14 protein-coding genes and 1 other annotated feature are annotated in these 16,459 nt (G+C 36.4%); all 14 genes read left to right on the top strand.

Features of this window, described 5'->3' with window-relative positions; translation table 11 throughout:
* Window positions 1-187 precede the first annotated feature (187 nt).
* The 14 genes from AC4BBX_RS12500 (at window position 188) to radC (ending at window position 16,454) form a co-directional block, all read left to right on the top strand.
* Window positions 188-1,330 carry a cysteine desulfurase family protein gene (locus tag AC4BBX_RS12500; RefSeq protein ID WP_490454143.1) on the top strand — a complete coding sequence of 381 codons (1,143 nt, stop codon included), beginning with the start codon at window positions 188-190 and terminating at the stop codon, window positions 1,328-1,330.
* A 225-nt stretch (window positions 1,331-1,555) separates the two neighbouring features.
* Entirely contained in the window at window positions 1,556-2,767 is a 1,212-nt protein-coding gene (gene thiI, locus AC4BBX_RS12505; protein WP_490454144.1) for a tRNA uracil 4-sulfurtransferase ThiI, read from the top strand.
* Window positions 2,768-2,898: 131 nt separating this feature from the next.
* Window positions 2,899-3,561 carry a redox-sensing transcriptional repressor Rex gene (locus AC4BBX_RS12510; RefSeq protein ID WP_490454145.1) on the top strand — a complete coding sequence of 221 codons (663 nt, stop codon included), beginning with the start codon at window positions 2,899-2,901 and terminating at the stop codon, window positions 3,559-3,561.
* Between the two features lie 198 nt (window positions 3,562-3,759).
* Window positions 3,760-4,074: a PTS cellobiose transporter subunit IIB gene (locus tag AC4BBX_RS12515; protein WP_490454146.1), complete on the top strand. Its 315-nt coding sequence runs from the start codon at window positions 3,760-3,762 to the stop codon at window positions 4,072-4,074.
* 20 nt (window positions 4,075-4,094) lie between these two features.
* A complete protein-coding gene (locus AC4BBX_RS12520) occupies window positions 4,095-6,092 on the top strand; it encodes a BglG family transcription antiterminator (protein ID WP_490454147.1) in 1,998 nt (665 codons plus the stop codon).
* 18 nt (window positions 6,093-6,110) lie between these two features.
* Complete coding sequence (locus AC4BBX_RS12525; protein WP_490454148.1) at window positions 6,111-6,422, top strand: PTS cellobiose transporter subunit IIA; 312 nt, start codon at window positions 6,111-6,113, stop codon at window positions 6,420-6,422.
* Between the two features lie 36 nt (window positions 6,423-6,458).
* The gene (locus AC4BBX_RS12530) at window positions 6,459-6,968 is read left to right on the top strand and encodes a hypothetical protein (RefSeq protein WP_490454149.1); all 510 of its coding nucleotides are present in this window, start codon (window positions 6,459-6,461) and stop codon (window positions 6,966-6,968) included.
* Window positions 6,969-6,990: 22 nt separating this feature from the next.
* Entirely contained in the window at window positions 6,991-8,349 is a 1,359-nt protein-coding gene (gene celB, locus AC4BBX_RS12535) for a PTS cellobiose transporter subunit IIC (protein WP_490454150.1), read from the top strand.
* Window positions 8,350-8,585: 236 nt separating this feature from the next.
* A complete protein-coding gene (tpx, locus tag AC4BBX_RS12540) occupies window positions 8,586-9,077 on the top strand; it encodes a thiol peroxidase (protein ID WP_490454151.1) in 492 nt (163 codons plus the stop codon).
* A 33-nt stretch (window positions 9,078-9,110) separates the two neighbouring features.
* Window positions 9,111-9,325: a binding site (T-box leader), on the top strand.
* 64 nt (window positions 9,326-9,389) lie between these two features.
* Window positions 9,390-10,580 (top strand): aminotransferase-like domain-containing protein, encoded by a 1,191-nt coding sequence (locus AC4BBX_RS12545; RefSeq protein WP_490454152.1) that lies wholly within the window; start codon window positions 9,390-9,392, stop codon window positions 10,578-10,580.
* Between the two features lie 26 nt (window positions 10,581-10,606).
* A complete protein-coding gene (locus tag AC4BBX_RS12550; protein ID WP_490454153.1) occupies window positions 10,607-13,246 on the top strand; it encodes a valine--tRNA ligase in 2,640 nt (879 codons plus the stop codon).
* A gap of 495 nt (window positions 13,247-13,741) precedes the next feature.
* Entirely contained in the window at window positions 13,742-15,052 is a 1,311-nt protein-coding gene (locus tag AC4BBX_RS12555) for a bifunctional folylpolyglutamate synthase/dihydrofolate synthase (protein WP_490454154.1), read from the top strand.
* Between the two features lies 1 nt (window position 15,053).
* Entirely contained in the window at window positions 15,054-15,716 is a 663-nt protein-coding gene (locus AC4BBX_RS12560; RefSeq protein ID WP_490454155.1) for an HAD family hydrolase, read from the top strand.
* Between the two features lie 57 nt (window positions 15,717-15,773).
* Window positions 15,774-16,454: a RadC family protein gene (gene radC / locus AC4BBX_RS12565; protein ID WP_490454156.1), complete on the top strand. Its 681-nt coding sequence runs from the start codon at window positions 15,774-15,776 to the stop codon at window positions 16,452-16,454.
* Window positions 16,455-16,459: the final 5 nt, after the last annotated feature.

A 16,459-nucleotide genomic window follows, 5' to 3' on the forward strand; every position in this document is an offset into this window, starting at 1 on the left:
TCGAAAAAGTGAAAAAAGCGAAGATAAAAGAGTGTTTATCTTTGAAAAAGTGAAAAAACCAAAGATAAAAAGATATTAGCAATCGTTAGAACCTCTAAATGCCAAATAGTTAAAGTTTCTTGGCTTGAAAGCATCCGAACTAGTCGTTATAATAGGAAAGAATGTGACAAAGAGAGGATCTTTAAGAATGATTTATTTTGATAATAGTGCAACAACTCCGATTTTTCCCCAAGCATTAGATACCTATATAAAAACCAGTCAACGAATTATTGGTAATCCTTCAAGCTTACATGATTTAGGAACGCAATCTAATCGTCTCCTGCAGCAAGCAAGAAAACAAATTGCGGATCAACTAAATGTTTCCCCTAAAGAAATTTTCTTCACTAGTGGAGGCACTGAGGGAGATAACTGGGTTCTAAAAGGAACTGCCATTGAAAAAAGAGATTTTGGTAATCATATGATTATTTCAAGTATTGAACATCCTGCAGTCAGTGAGACTGCAGCGCAACTAAAGGACTTAGGAATGGATATCAGTACTGCACCGGTAACCAAGGATGGATTTGTTGATGTTGAAAAACTTAAGAAATTGATTCGTAAAGATACTATTTTAGTTTCTGTCATGGCAGTTAATAATGAAATTGGTTCGATTCAACCAATCAAAGAAATTAGTGAAGTCTTGGCTGATTATCCTAAAATTCATTTCCATGTGGACGCTATCCAAGCTATTACCAAAGTTGAAACCTCAGAATGGTTGACGCCACGAGTAGACTTTGCGACATTTTCTGCCCATAAATTTCATGGTCCAAGAGGAGTAGGTTTTAACTTTTGGCGAGAAGGACGAAAATTAGCTCCCTTGTTAACAGGTGGTGGACAAGAAAATGGTTATCGCAGTACCACAGAAAATGTACCAGCGATTGTGGCTATGGCAAGAGCTTTACGCATCTCATTTGAGATAAAAGCCGAAAAACCGAATCACGTCCAACTTTTAAAGAACTATTTAATAGACGCTTTAAAGACTTATGAAAAAGTGACAATCTTTTCTGAAGGGGAACGTTTTGCGCCACATATCCTGTGCCTTTCTTTAAAAGGAATTCGTGGGGAAGTTTTAGTACATGCACTGGAAGAAAAAACTATTTATACTTCAACAACAAGTGCTTGCTCCAGCAAAAAAAATTCAGCCTTAGGAACCTTACATGCGATGAATGTGCCGAATCAAATCGCCACTTCTGCTATCCGTATCAGCTTAGACGAAAGTAACACCATGGCAGAAGTAGAACAATTTTTGATTGTCTTTCGCCAGTTGTATGGGAAGTTTTCGAAGATTAATTAACTAGCAGTTTTAATTCCCGACAAAAGCTTGTTTGTCGGGAGTTTTTTTGTGAAATTGGATAAAATAGAGCTAGTGACTTACATGAAACAACTTAGTATTGATGAAACCTACCACGCACGCACTATTTCCTCTTCCCATACTTTTATGTTACAATACCCACTGTGTCGAAAAGAATTCGTTGATTTTTAGATAAATATTTAGAAGAAATAGGAGGCAATAGCTGCTGTGAAATATACAGAAATTATGGTTCGTTATGGCGAACTTTCAACAAAGGGGAAAAACCGTCATACTTTTATTAGTCGATTGGCTTCAAATGTCAAAAAGACATTAATTGAGTATCCTCATGTCCGTGTTCATGCGTATCGTGACCGGATGCACTTATTATTGAATGGGGAAGATAGTGATATCATTATCCCTAAGTTACAAAAAGTATTCGGCATTCAAAATTTCTCTCCAAGTGTCCGAGTGGAAAAAGAAATTGAAGCAATTAAATCAATGGCACAAGAAATGATGAAGGAAGTTTACACTGGGAAAGAAACTTTCAAAATTACAGCTAAGCGTAGTGATCACGACTTTGTGCAAACGAGTGGCGAATTAAACTTGACTCTTGGAAATGCTGTGATTGATATTTTTCCAGATATTAAAGCAAAAATGAAGCAACCAGATATTAATTTGCGAGTAGAAATTCGTAGAGATGGGGCTTATCTTTCACATGAAACCATTAAAGGTGCGGGTGGTTTACCAGTTGGAACAAGTGGTAAAGGTATGCTGATGTTATCAGGAGGAATTGATTCGCCTGTTGCAGGTTATTTTTCCATGAAGCGTGGTGTGGAGATTGAAGCTGTCCATTTTGCTAGTCCCCCTTACACCAGCGAACAAGCACTGAAAAAAGCCAAAGATTTAACAGCAAAATTAGCTCCTTATGTAGGAAGTATTCAATTTATTGAAGTTCCTTTTGCGGAAATTCAAGAAGAAATTCGTGACAAGGTTCCTCAAGGGTATTGGATGACGATTACCCGCCGAATGATGTTACGTTTGACAGATGCAATTCGTGAAAAACGTAAGGGCTTGATTATTTTAAATGGAGAGTCTCTAGGGCAAGTCGCTTCGCAAACACTACAAAGTATGGTAGCTATTAATGAAGTGACGAATACACCAATTGTTCGTCCTGTAGCGACAATGGATAAATTAGAGATTATTGATGTTGCACAAAATATTGATACCTTTGAATTAGCGATTCAACCTTTTGAAGATTGCTGTACGATTTTTGCACCGCCACAACCAAAAACGCGTCCTCGTTTAGATAAAGTTCATCACTATGAAGAACGTTTGGACATTGAAGGCTTGATGGAACGTTCATTGGCTGGTTTGAAATTAGAAGAAATCCAACCTGAAACAGAACAAATGGAAGCAGAAGAATTTTCTGATTTCTTATAAAAAATTAAAAACAAGAAGTTTCTCACGAAGTTTCTTGTTTTTTTCGTTGGAATTTTTAATAGTGCTTGCACATGTGGGATTTAAGTGATAATATTTTATGTGAATATGTTAACAAAAAAGGAGTTGGCAAAGTGGAAAAAAGGAAAGAAGGAAAATTACCTCGTGCAACAGCCAAACGTTTGCCTCTTTATTTAAGAAATCTGAAAATACTAGAATCCTCAGGAACGACTCGAATCAAATCTAAAGATTTTTCAGTGATTACGCAAATTCCTGCAGCAACAATTCGTCGAGATTTTTCTTATTTAGGAGAACTAGGTCGCAGTGGTTATGGGTATGATGTCTCGTATTTGATTGAAGTATTTAGTGACATTTTGGCAACGGACGATGAAAAAAGAATTGCCTTAATCGGATTTGGAAATTTAGGAAGAGCTTTGGCAAGAAATAATTTTCGTCGCAATGATAATTTGAAGATTACCTGTGTCTTTGACAATAATCCCGAATTAATTGGTAACAAAGTAGACGGTTTTATGATTTATGGGATGGATGAATTGAAGGCTATCTCTGAAAAAAATGGTGTGACAGTTGCAATTTCAACGGTTCCTAGTCAGTATGCTCAGGAAGCGATTGATGCTATTGTTGCCGCTGGTGTTACAGCAATTCTTAATTTTGCTCCAGATCGAGTGATTGTTCCGAAGAATATCAATATGCGTTATATTGACTTGACCACAGAATTGTTAACTTTAATTTTCTTTGATACTCATTATCAAAATCGCCCACTGGTGGCAACTTCTTAAAAATGGAAAATACATGGGTAAGAACTCGAATGACTGATTTTTCAGTTGTGCGAGTTCTTTTTTAATTATCTTCCGTATCATTAAGGAAATAGCTTGGTTTCACATTGAAACCGCTTTACATTATTATTTAGTTAATAAATTAAAGGGGGATAGGTTATTATAAAGATATCAAAGCTTACAAAAAATGGAGGAAATAATATGAAAAAAGCATTAATTATTTGTGCAGGTGGAATGTCATCATCTGTTATTGCTAAAAAAACAACGGAATTTTTTGCAAATAAAGGTGTTGAAATTTCTTTAGACGCGACTTCAGCGACACAAGGGGCAGCAACAATCGAGAAAGACGAGTTTGATTTGTATTTAGTAAGTCCACAAACAAAAATGTATTTTGCTAATTTAAAAACAGCTGCTGACAAGAAAAATAAACCAATTGTGAATATCCCACCTCAAGCGTATGTTCCGATCCCAATGGGAATTGAAAAATTGGCAACAGTTGTAGAAGAAAATATTTAATTATTTAAGGGCTGAGGAAAATGTTGAGCCAGAAAGAAACAATCATACTAAGACTGTTATACAACAATCTTCACACGTATGTCACTAGCCAAGAAATTGCTTCTGAGTTGAGTATGTCAGATCGAACCGCTCGTAAATATGTAAATTCCTTAAGAGAAAAACTGATTGCTAATCAAGCAAAATTGGATGCGAAACAAGGGCAAGGATATCGTTTAGTTATTATAGACGATTCAGTTTTCGAAAAATTTTATCGACATGAATTACATTTGATTCCTAACAATCACGAAATAACATCGATCCATGAATCTCAAGATCGACAGTATGTTATATTAAATCGTTTATTTTTTGGAGATGAAAATATTTATGTAGATGATTTAGCTAATGAATTATTTGTTTCTCGCTCAACTATTTCTAACGATATTGTCGAAATTCGTAAAATATTGAAGCCTTATGATATTGAGATTAAGAGTCGAGCAGGAAAAGGGATTTATGTTTCAGGAAGTGAACAAAACTATCGTCATTTTATCATGAACTACTTTTTTATGAATCGTTTGCAGGATAATTTATACACATTTTCTAGTTATGAAAATTTCTTAGAGGGAATTAGTATTGAAGAAATCGTCATCATTGTACTAGATGAGTGTCGTGAATCACATTTAGGGTTATCTGATTTTATTATTTACAATATCGTCTTACACATTGGACTTGCCATTAAGCGTATTCAAGCGGGTTTTGAAATTGAACTTGGTTTCGTAGAAGAATTTTCTCAAGAAACAAAAGAATACCAGACGGCAGTAAAAATAATTCAACGAATGGAAGAATCTTTAGACATTCAGTTTCCTGAAGAAGAAGCAACCTATATTGCAATGCATTTGCAAAACAAAGTGACTTCCCAGAAGGTATTTGAGAAATCTACTTATTCTGAAGAAGAAATTAAGCGACAGTTAATTGCAGCGTTGAGTGATATCGATCAAAAGACAGGATTTGAGTTTCATCAAGATACGATTTTAATTGATGGACTAATGATTCATGTCACACCACTGTTGACCAGATTGCAAAATCAAATGTCTATTGAAAATCTTTTGTTAGAAGATATTAAAAATAAGTATGGAGAATTGCTAAATCTAACCGTGACTCACGTATCTAAAATGCCTGTATTTCAAGAGTATAAAGTGACGGAAAGTGAATGGGCGTATATAACGATTCATTTGACTGCTGCAGTGGAACGATTTTATAATGCGCAAAAAATTCGAGTGATAGTGATATGTGCCACCGGCTTAGGTAGTTCACAAATGTTACGCATTCGTTTAGAACATGAGCTAGGATCAAAAATTATTATTGAAAAAGTGATTAGTTACTATGAAATTACAGAAGAGCTTTTAGAGGGCATTGATTTGATTATTTCATCTATTCATTTGCCAAACGTCGTTTATAGTGTGCCAATTGTTAATGTAAGTGTCTTTTTAGATGAACAGGACATTCAGGCAATTAATCATGAAATCTCCCGTCAAAAAGGGACGCAAAAGATTTTGAATGAGAAAAGAGAAACGCCTCTTGTACAAGATATTCAGGAAATTACTCAAGCAGTATTTAAACCAGAATTATTTTTCTATACATCGGAAAAATGGGATAAGGCAGAATTGGTTGATTATTTGATTCAACAAATTAATCAATTGGAACCGACTGATGTACAAGAAACTTTGAGCAAACAAATAAAGCTTCGAGAGTCCTATAATTCAGTCGCTTTTTCTCCCTACTTGGCAGTTCCACATCCGATTGAGCCAGTGACAGAAAAAGCATATGTTGCAGTTGCAGTTGTGCCAGAAGGAGTTTATTGGGATGAACAGCATCCGAATATTCAGCTAGTCTTTTTGATGTCGCCAGATTATGGTCATCAGATTGAATTGGAAAAAATAAGCCAGCACATAGTACCAATTATTGAAGACGATCAACTTAGAAAAGAGTTAGTTGCTAGTACCAATTATCAAAAATTTATTGCAACATTTAATCGTCGTTAATAGAAAGGGGAAAAAGAAATGGATCAAGAGACATTGCAAGGTGTTGCTTTTGAAATTATTCTTAGCAGCGGGGATGCAAGAACCATTATTCATGAGGCCTTTGGGAATATGAGAAAGAGTGAATATGACGAAGCAGCTAAAAAGTTGGAAGATGCCAATGATGCTTTAGTTAAAGCCCATCAAGCGCAAACGGGGCTTTTAAAAGAGTATGCAAACGGCGAAACAATCGTAATGGAAGTTATTATGGTACACGCTCAGGATCATTTAATGACCACTATGACTTTAAGAGAAATTGCGTTGGAAATGCTAGAGCTTTACAAAAGAAAATAAAGGTCGGCAATTAGATTAACAAGAAAAGGTGAGAAAATGGAAAAAACGAAGCAATTACAAAGAAAACAATTACAAAAAGAAACCTCAAAAAAGAATTTTAGATACAACCGCTTTTTATTATTGCGCTATACGTTGGCCTTTTTCTTTTTTGTTAATCTGCACTTAGTTATCTTTTTAGTTCTTGGAAAAAGTTTAGCTGTCATTTGGCCACTGGCTTTATTATTTGTGATTTTACCAGCGGTTTTTGAGCACGTGAAATTATATGGAGCTTCAGAAAATGATTCGGCAAATCAACTACATGCTAGTGATGTGTACTTACGCATCCAGTTAATTGTTAACGGTTTATTGTTACTCAGTGCAGGGACGGGAATTGGATTTCAAACTGTGCTCCCATTTCTGAGTAACACTAGTCAAACAAGAATTTTTCTAGCAATTTTAGTTCTTTTGGGCACTACCCTTGTATGTATTTGCTTGAAACGTATTTCAGCTATTCGTTCAAATCAAGATAAACATTATCAGTACATTCAAAAATTTGAAAAAATGTAAATCAAGAAAGGTGTGTTAGTAAATGGAACAATCAAGTGGATTATTTGGGTTTTTAGAAAAACATATCATGGGTCCAATGGGAAAACTTGCTCAATTTCGTTTTGTTCGAGCGATTATGGGAGCTGGGATGGCAACTATTCCTTTTACCATTGTCGGTTCAATGTTCTTAGTTTTAAATGTTTTACCTGATGTTATTCCAGCTTTGGAAGGTTTTTTTAGTGCAACATTTTTCAAAATTAGCAGTTTATACATGGTAGCGAATACCGCAACTATGGGAATCTTGGCTTTATATTTTAGTATTGTATTAGGTTATGAGTATACAAAAATTATTGCAGAAGAAGAGGATATTGATTTGACACCTATTAATGGTGCGTTACTATCAATGTTTGCTTTCTTTATGACTATTCCTCAAATCATTTTTGAAGATGGAACAATGACGCGTGTGCATATTGCAGATGTTGAAAATGGTGCCTTTACAATTGGTGGTTGGGAATTAGGCGGCGATGGTGTCGCAAGATTAGGAACTGTGGGGATTTTTACCGCAATCTTGATGGCAGTATTAGCTGTTCAGCTATATCGTTTATGTGTGTCTAAAAATTGGGTTGTTAAAATGCCAGAAGCTGTTCCATTAGGAGTGGCACGTGCATTTACCGCATTGATTCCAACTTTCTTAGTATCCTTTGTTGTTTTAGCGATTAATGGTGTATTGGTTGCTTTAGGAACAGATATTTTCCAATTAGTAGCCATTCCATTTGGATTTGTAACTAATTTGACAAATAGTTGGTTAGGTTTGATGGTTATCTACTTCTTAGTGCATGCTTTATGGTTAGTGGGGATTCATGGAGCAAATATTGTTTTCGCTTTTATTCAACCCATTGCTTTAGCTAACCTTGCTGCTAACGTTGGAGGGGCACATATTCCTCTTGCAGGAGAGTTTAACAATGCCTTTGTAACTGTAGGTGGATCTGGTGCAACATTAGGTTTGACTATTGCGATGATTTTCTTAGCACGTTCCGAACAATTAAAAGTATTAGGTCGTGCATCTATTGGCCCCGTGTTATTCAATATCAATGAACCGTTAATTTTTGGTATTCCAATTATTTACAATCCATTCATGGCGATTCCATTCTTCTTGGCACCAATGGTTTCTGCAACTATTGCTTATTTTGCAATTCAAACAGAATTTATTCGTCCAATGATTGCTCAAATGCCTTGGCCATCACCAGTTGGAGTGGGAGCCTTTATTGGATCAGGTGGAGACTGGAAAGCTGGAGTTGTCGCCTTAGTTTGTGCGTTTGCCGCTTTCTTAATTTGGTTACCATTCTTCAAGAGTTATGACAATCGTTTAGTGAAAGAAGAGCAAGCAAACCTAGCAGAATAAATTAAATAAATAGAGACTATGAATGATGAGTTGTTCATAGTCTTTTTTATAATAACAAAGAGAACTTTTGAACGAAGAGAGTAAGAACTCAAACTCTAAAGTAGAGTAATTTACAAGCAGATGTTTTTGTAAATTATTGGCCCTCCTTTATACTCGAAGAGAAAGGTGTTAAAAGAACATTGTCAATTTTGCCAATGTAAAATAATACTTTAAAAGAATTAAGAGGTGTATATTAGATGAAAATTACTCGTAGAGAAGATGTATTAGAAGTACCAGGAACACAACCAACAGTTGGGGAAAAAGCGCCCGCATTTGCTTTGAAGGATTTGCAAGATCAAACACACACGCTAGCAGAATTTGCTGGTAAACCAACAATTTTGAGTATCGTTCCAGATATCAATACTCGTGTCTGTGCCTTGCAAACAAAACAATTTAATGTCGAAGCAAGTCAACTAACAGAAATTAACTTTGCTACTATTTCTAACAATACCAAAGAAGAACAAGCTGCATGGTGCGGTCAAGAAGGTGTTGACATGATTATGTTACACGACCCAGAAAATACTTTTGGTGAAAGTTATAGCTTAATTATTTCTGATGTGAATCGTTATGCTCGCTCGATTTTTGTATTAGATGGTGAAGGTGTCATTCGTTATGTGGAAATCGTTTCTGATATGACCCACGAACCTGATTATGCTAAAGCGATTGAAGCAGCCAAAGCATTAGCCTAAAGTTGACTTTCAAAATACTTCATTGTAGAATTAGTCAAGGCGAAGAACAAGAGGAGTAACTAGCCGTGCTGTTTATAGAGAGAAAATCAAGTGGTGGAAGATTTTCAATAGTCACTAGTGAAGGTAGCTTGGGAGTCTTTGATTTGAAAAGAGAGTAGAATCAAACGAGTAGTGACCGTTAACTCACTATCGAGAGGTAGAGCAGGTCTCTACAAATTAGGTGGTACCGCGTAAATTACGTCCTAAAATGCATTGTGCATTTTAGGGCTTTTTTGTTTGTTGCTGGGTTTTGTTCATAGGAGTGTGAAAAATATGCCGATTAAATTTGCTAAACGAGTATCAGACATTCAATCATCAGAAGTTCGCGAGTTATTAAAGCTAACGGAACAACCGGATTTTATTTCCTTTGCCGGAGGTTTGCCCGCACCGGAATTATTCCCAATTGCGGAAATCGCCAAAGCCAATGAGATTTTACTAAAGGAAGATGGAGCGGCAGCCTTGCAATACAGTACAACAGAGGGCTTTGAGCCTTTGAGAAACTGGATCGCTCAGCGGATGAATCAACGTTTGCAGACGAATTTTACCCAAGAGAATATTTTAATTACCAGTGGTTCCCAACAAGCGATTGATTTGACGGGAAAAATTTTTCTAGATGAAGGCGATGTCGTTTTTTGCGAAAGTCCGACTTATCTAGCTGCTTTAAATGCGTTTCGAGCATACGGTTGTGAATTTGTTGAAATTGACACCGATCATGAGGGCATGGTAATGGCGGATTTAGAAGCGAAAATCCAAGAGTATCCTCAAGCGAAATTGATTTATGTGATTCCTGAATTTCAAAATCCCACTGGACTGAGCTGGAATTTGGAACGTCGTCAACAATTAGCTGACCTTTCGGAAAAATACCAATTACCGGTATTGGAAGATAATCCTTATGGTGAATTGCGTTTTGAAGGCGATACCTTGCCATCGATTGCTCATTTTAATCAATCGGGAAATATCATTTGCACGGGAACTTTTTCAAAAATCTTTTGTCCAGGGTATCGAATTGGTTGGATTGCCGGCGATGAAGAGATTCTGCAAAAATACACAATTATGAAACAAGGGACCGATTTACACAGTAATACCAAAGCGCAAAGGGAGATTGCAACTTACTTAACTCACTTTGACATCGATCAACACATTCAGAAAATCCGCGAATTGTATCGGAAACGTCGAGATACAATGTTGGCACAAATGGCGACTTCTTTTCCTGAGGCTGTCAGTTATACTCATCCAGAAGGCGGTTTATTTATTTGGGTAACTTTGCCAGATAATCAAGATGTGAATCCAATTTTGCAAGATTGTTTACAAGAAAAAGTTGCTTTTGTCAGTGGGGAAACTTTTTATCCTAACAGCCAGAAGCGAAATACCTTCCGCTTGAATTTTTCTAATATGCCAGAAGAAAAAATTACTATCGGAATTCAAAAATTAGGAAATGTACTTCATACGTACATTGATAAATAAACAGAAGATTTTTAGGAGGAAAAGAAATGTCAGATAATAATTTATCGACAAAGTATCAACCACAAGAGGTTGAAGCTGGCCGCTATCAAAATTGGCTAGACCATGATTTGTTTAAACCAAATGGAGATAAAGAGGCGAAACCTTACTCTATCGTGATTCCACCACCCAATGTGACCGGAAAACTTCACTTAGGACATGCGTGGGACACAACCTTACAAGATATGATTATTCGTCAAAAACGGATGCAAGGTTTTGATACGCTTTGGTTACCAGGAATGGACCATGCGGGAATTGCAACCCAAGCGAAAGTAGAAGAAAAGCTACGTGAACAAGGAATTTCTCGTTACGATTTAGGTCGGGAAAAATTTGTGGAACAAGTTTGGGATTGGAAAGAAGAGTATGCTGGGCACATTCGTGAACAATGGTCGAAACTAGGTTTGTCTTTAGACTATAGTCGTGAACGTTTCACTTTGGATGATGGTTTATCAGATGCCGTTCGTAAAGTCTTTGTAACTCTTTATGAAAAAGACTTAATTTATCGTGGGGAATACATTATCAACTGGGATCCACAAGCTCGTACTGCTTTGTCAGACATTGAAGTGATTCATAAAGATGTCGAAGGTGCTTTCTACCATATGAGCTATCCATTAGCCGATGGTTCAGGCGTTGTGGAAATTGCCACGACTCGTCCAGAAACCATGTTAGGAGATACCGCCGTTGCTGTTCATCCTGAAGACGAACGCTACCAAGACTTGATTGGTAAAAATGTCGTTTTACCATTAGTTAATAAAGAAATTCCAATTATTGCTGATGAATATGTGGAGATGGAATTTGGAACAGGTGTCGTGAAAATTACTCCTGCCCATGATCCAAATGACTTTGAAGTTGGTAATCGTCATGACTTACCTCGTGTGAACGTCATGAATGAAGATGGCTCAATGAATGAGTTAGCGGGTAAATATGCTGGCATGGATCGTTTTGCAGCCCGTAAACAAATCGTTAAAGATTTGGAAGAGTTAGGACGTTTAGTAAAAATTGAAAAAATGAGCCATAGTGTGGGACATTCTGAACGTACAGGTGTTGTCGTTGAACCACGCTTATCTACGCAATGGTTTGTAAAAATGCAACCTTTAGCAGAAGAAGCGATTCAAAATCAAGCCACTGAAGATGCCGTTGAATTTTATCCACCACGCTTTAATCAAACTTTCTTGCGTTGGATGGAAAACGTTCATGATTGGGTAATCTCTCGCCAATTATGGTGGGGACATCAAATTCCTGCTTGGTACCACAAAGAAACCGGCGAAATGTATGTCGGAATGGAAGCGCCAGAGGACAGTGAAAACTGGCAACAAGATGAAGATGTTTTGGACACTTGGTTCAGTTCAGCTTTATGGCCGTTTTCAACAATGGGATGGCCAGATGAAGAGTCTACCGATTTCCAACGTTATTTCCCAACCAATACTTTAGTTACTGGTTACGACATTATCTTTTTCTGGGTAAGTCGGATGATTTTCCAAAGCTTGGAATTTACCGATCAACGTCCATTTAACAATGTATTGATTCACGGTTTGATTCGTGCAGAAGATGGCCGTAAAATGAGTAAATCTTTAGGCAACGGAATTGATCCAATGGAAGTGATTGATCAATATGGTGCCGATGCCTTGCGTTGGTTCCTATCAAACGGTTCCGCTCCAGGGCAAGACATGCGTTTTAGTTACGAAAAAATGGATGCTGCTTGGAACTTTATCAATAAAATTTGGAATGCTTCTCGTTTCGTATTGATGAATGTGGAAGGCATGACCGTTTCAGATATTGATTTTTCTGGTGAAAAATCAGTTGCCGATCGTTGGATTCTGACTCGTCTAAACGAAACCATTGAAAAAGTTACTGATTTATTTGATCGCTTTGAATTTGGTGAAGCTGGTCGTCAATTGTACAATTTCATCTGGGATGATTTCTGTGACTGGTATATCGAAATGAGTAAAGAAACCCTTTATGGTGAAAACGAAGCAGCAAAACAAGTCAATAAGAGCGTGCTTGTTTATACTTTAGATCAAATTTTGCGCTTATTGCACCCAATTATGCCATTTGTAACAGAAGAAATTTGGAATAAAATTCCTCATGAAGGAGATTCCTTAGTGGTAGCTGCCTACCCAACTGTTCAAGCTGAATTAACTGATGAAACAGCAGCCAAAGGGATGGAAGTATTGCAGGAATTGATTCGTTCAGTTCGTAATATCCGATCAGAAGTAAACACACCATTATCTAAACCAATCACTTTGTTGATTCAAACAAGCGATGAAGCGATTGATACCTTCTTAAAAGGCAACCAAAATTATATTGACCGCTTCTGTAATCCAGAAGAATTAGTGATTGATAGTAGCTTGGAAGCTCCTGAGTTGGCAATGTCAGCTGTCTTAACTGGTGCAACAATCTATCTACCATTAGCAGGTCTAATTAATATTGAAGAAGAAATCGCTCGTTTGGAAAAAGAATTAGACAAATGGAATAAAGAAGTTAAACGCGTACAAGGTAAATTGTCTAACGAACGTTTTGTGTCAAATGCTCCTGATGAAGTCGTTGCACAAGAACGTGAAAAAGAAGCCGATTACCTTGAAAAACAAAAAGCAGTGGAAGAGAGAATCGCCCAATTGCGTACAATTTAACTTTGTAAGAGTAGGACCTTAGCGCCCTACTCTTTTTTTGAGGAGTTGTAGTGAACGAATGGTTGGTAAGATAGCTTGGGATGGATTTGTGTTCGATTATTGCAGATTTTGGAACACAAGCGAAGAGTTGTGTTCGATTTTTTCTGATTTTGGAACATAAGTGAAGAGTTGTGTTCGATTATTGCTATTTTTGAAACAAAAGCCAAGAGTTGTGTTTGATTATTGCAGATTTTGGAACACAAACTGAGACTTGTGTTTGATTATTGCTATTTTTGAAACAAAAGTGAAGATTTGTGTTCGATTATTGCAGATTTTTGAAACAAAAGCCTACCCTTGAACTAGATTCTCCAATTTTTTCTCACACAAGAATATGTTTCTGGTAAGTGGCTACTATTTTTATAAAAATTAATTGGCATCAAGAGCAACTATTCAATAAATTTGCTATAATGATGCGAGATAGCATAGTAAATATTGACAGAAATTAGGTGAAACGTTGTGGCATTAACAATAGAGGAAGCAATTGAATGGATTCATAGTCGTTTAGCTTTTGGTTCACGTCCAGGATTGGATCGAATAGAAGCACTTTTAGCATTAGTGGAAAATCCAGAGAAAAAAGTTCCGACGATTCATGTGGCCGGAACCAATGGGAAAGGCTCAACCGTGAGTTACTTGCGAGCACTTATTCAAGAAACAGGCTTAACGGTAGGGACTTTTACTTCGCCTTATATTGAAAGCTTTAATGAACGGATTGCAATTGACGGAAAAGCCATTCCAGATGATGATTTGGTCATTTTAGTTGAACAAATCCAACCTTTAATTGCACAATTAGATCAACAAGAAGCAGTTTCAGGAATTACTGAATTTGAAATTTTAACAGCAATGGGTTTGATGTACTTTGTTGAAAAAAAAGTAGATGTAGCAGTGATTGAAGTGGGACTTGGTGGACTTCTAGATAGTACCAACGTCGTTGAACCGATGTTGACAGCTATTACAACAATTGGCATGGATCACACAGACATTTTAGGTGACACACTTGAAGAAATTACTGCTCAAAAAGCGGGTATTATTAAAACGGGTATTCCAGTAGTTACTGGAAATATTCAATCACAAGCCTTAGCGGTTATCGAAGCCCAAGCTCAAGACAAACAAGCCCAAACATATCGATTTAATCAAGAATATGAGGTTGCTTATCGTAATCCTGACTCACAATGGGGAGAAATTTTTGATTTTTATAATGAAGCAGGAAAACTAACCGAATTAAAAACTTCACTTTTAGGTCAACATCAAATCGAAAATGCTGGTGTAGCAATTCAAACTTTTTATTTATTTTGTAAATTGAAATCCGTACCTTTTAAAGAAAAAGAAGTTCGTGACGGATTGAAGAAAACATTTTGGCCGGCTCGCATGGAACGAATGAGTTCAGAACCACTAATTATTTTAGATGGTGCCCACAACGAACACGCCATGAAACGATTGGTAGAAAATATGAAGCGAGAATTTAACAACTACCATATCAATATTTTATTTTCAGCATTGGAAACCAAAGATATTTCTAAAATGTTGGAACAGTTACTGGAAATACCAAACAGTGAAATTACATTAACTTCCTTTGAATATCCAAAGGCTTTAGACTTAGCTAAAAACTATCAAAATGTTGATGAAAGCCGAATAACGGTTGCTTCTTTATGGCAATTTGGTTTGGCAGACTTATTGGAAAGAACAAGTAGTGAAGATTTAATTTTAGTGACAGGTTCACTTTATTTCGTATCAGAAGTAAGACAACTATTACAAACTATTGGAGGATGAGATGAAGACAAAAAAAGGGATTATATTTGACATGGATGGCTTAATTTTTGACACAGAACAGTTGTATTATCAAGCAACTCAAGAAGTAGCGGATGCTATGGGATTCAACTATGATTTTAGTATCTATGAAAAATACATTGGTGTTTCTGATGAAGAATTATGGGAAGCCTATCATGAATTTTACGATGAAATTCATGGCAGAGAGGCAGTTGTTAGATTTATTGACCGAGCCTTTGATCGAGGAATAGAATTGTTTGAAGCGGGTCTAGCAGAACTAAAACCAGGCGTTCTTGAATTACTGGATTACCTAGACCAAAACAAAATTCCACGAGTGATTGCTTCTAGTAATCAACGCCAAATAATTGATATCTTATTAGAGAAGAAAAATATAGCTAAAAGATTTGACCAAGTGATCTCTTTTGAAGATGTGAGTCGTGCCAAACCTGATCCAGAAATTTTTGAAAAGGCTCATCAATTTTTAGCTTTGCCAAAAGAAGACCTACTCATTTTAGAAGATTCAAAAAATGGTGTTTTAGCTGCTCATAGTGCAGGAATAGATGTGATTATGATTCCAGACTTACTAGCGCCGACACCAGAATTAAAAGCAAAGTCCTTAACTATTCTAAATTCTTTGCTAGAAGTTCCAAATTTTTTAGAAAAATAAATAAAATGAAACTCTTTTGCGTATCTATTAATGAATAGACGTAAAGGAGTTTTTTAGATGAAAAAAGAAACTGTAGTACCTATTAGTTCTCTGCCGAGAGAACGAATGATGAGTTTTGGTGAAAAAGCTTTATCCGATCAAGAATTATTAGCTATTTTATTACGAACGGGTTCAGCCCCGTATAATGTTTTAGAATTGGCAGGCTTACTATTAGCAGAATTTCCTAATTTGTATGAATTAAAGACAGCCAGTTTAACTGAACTACAGGAAATTCGAGGAATCGGTCAAACCAAGGCAATTGAATTAAAAGCGATGATGGAGTTAGGCAGTCGCGTCCATCAGACCAATCAACCAAAATATGGTCGAGTTCAATCCAGTTTTGGTATTGCTCAACAATTAATTGATGAACTTAAAGATTGCCATCAAGAACATCTAGTATGTCTTTATTTAAATACTAAAAATGAAATTATTCATCGAAAAACGATCTTTATTGGTTCTTTGAATCAATCTATTGCTCATCCAAGAGAAATTTTTCGTGAAGCAGTTCGTTGTAGCGCGGCTCGTCTTATCTGTTCACATAATCATCCCTCTGGTGCTCCAGGACCAAGTGAAAACGACCGTTTATTTACCAAAAGGTTGCAACAATGTGGAGATATGATGGGAATTGAGTTATTGGATCACTTGATTGTAGGAAATCAAGGCTATGTTAGTTTGCGAGAAGAAGGATTTTGGGAATAATAATT

This window comes from Enterococcus sp. AMC1157 (assembly GCF_058216555.1).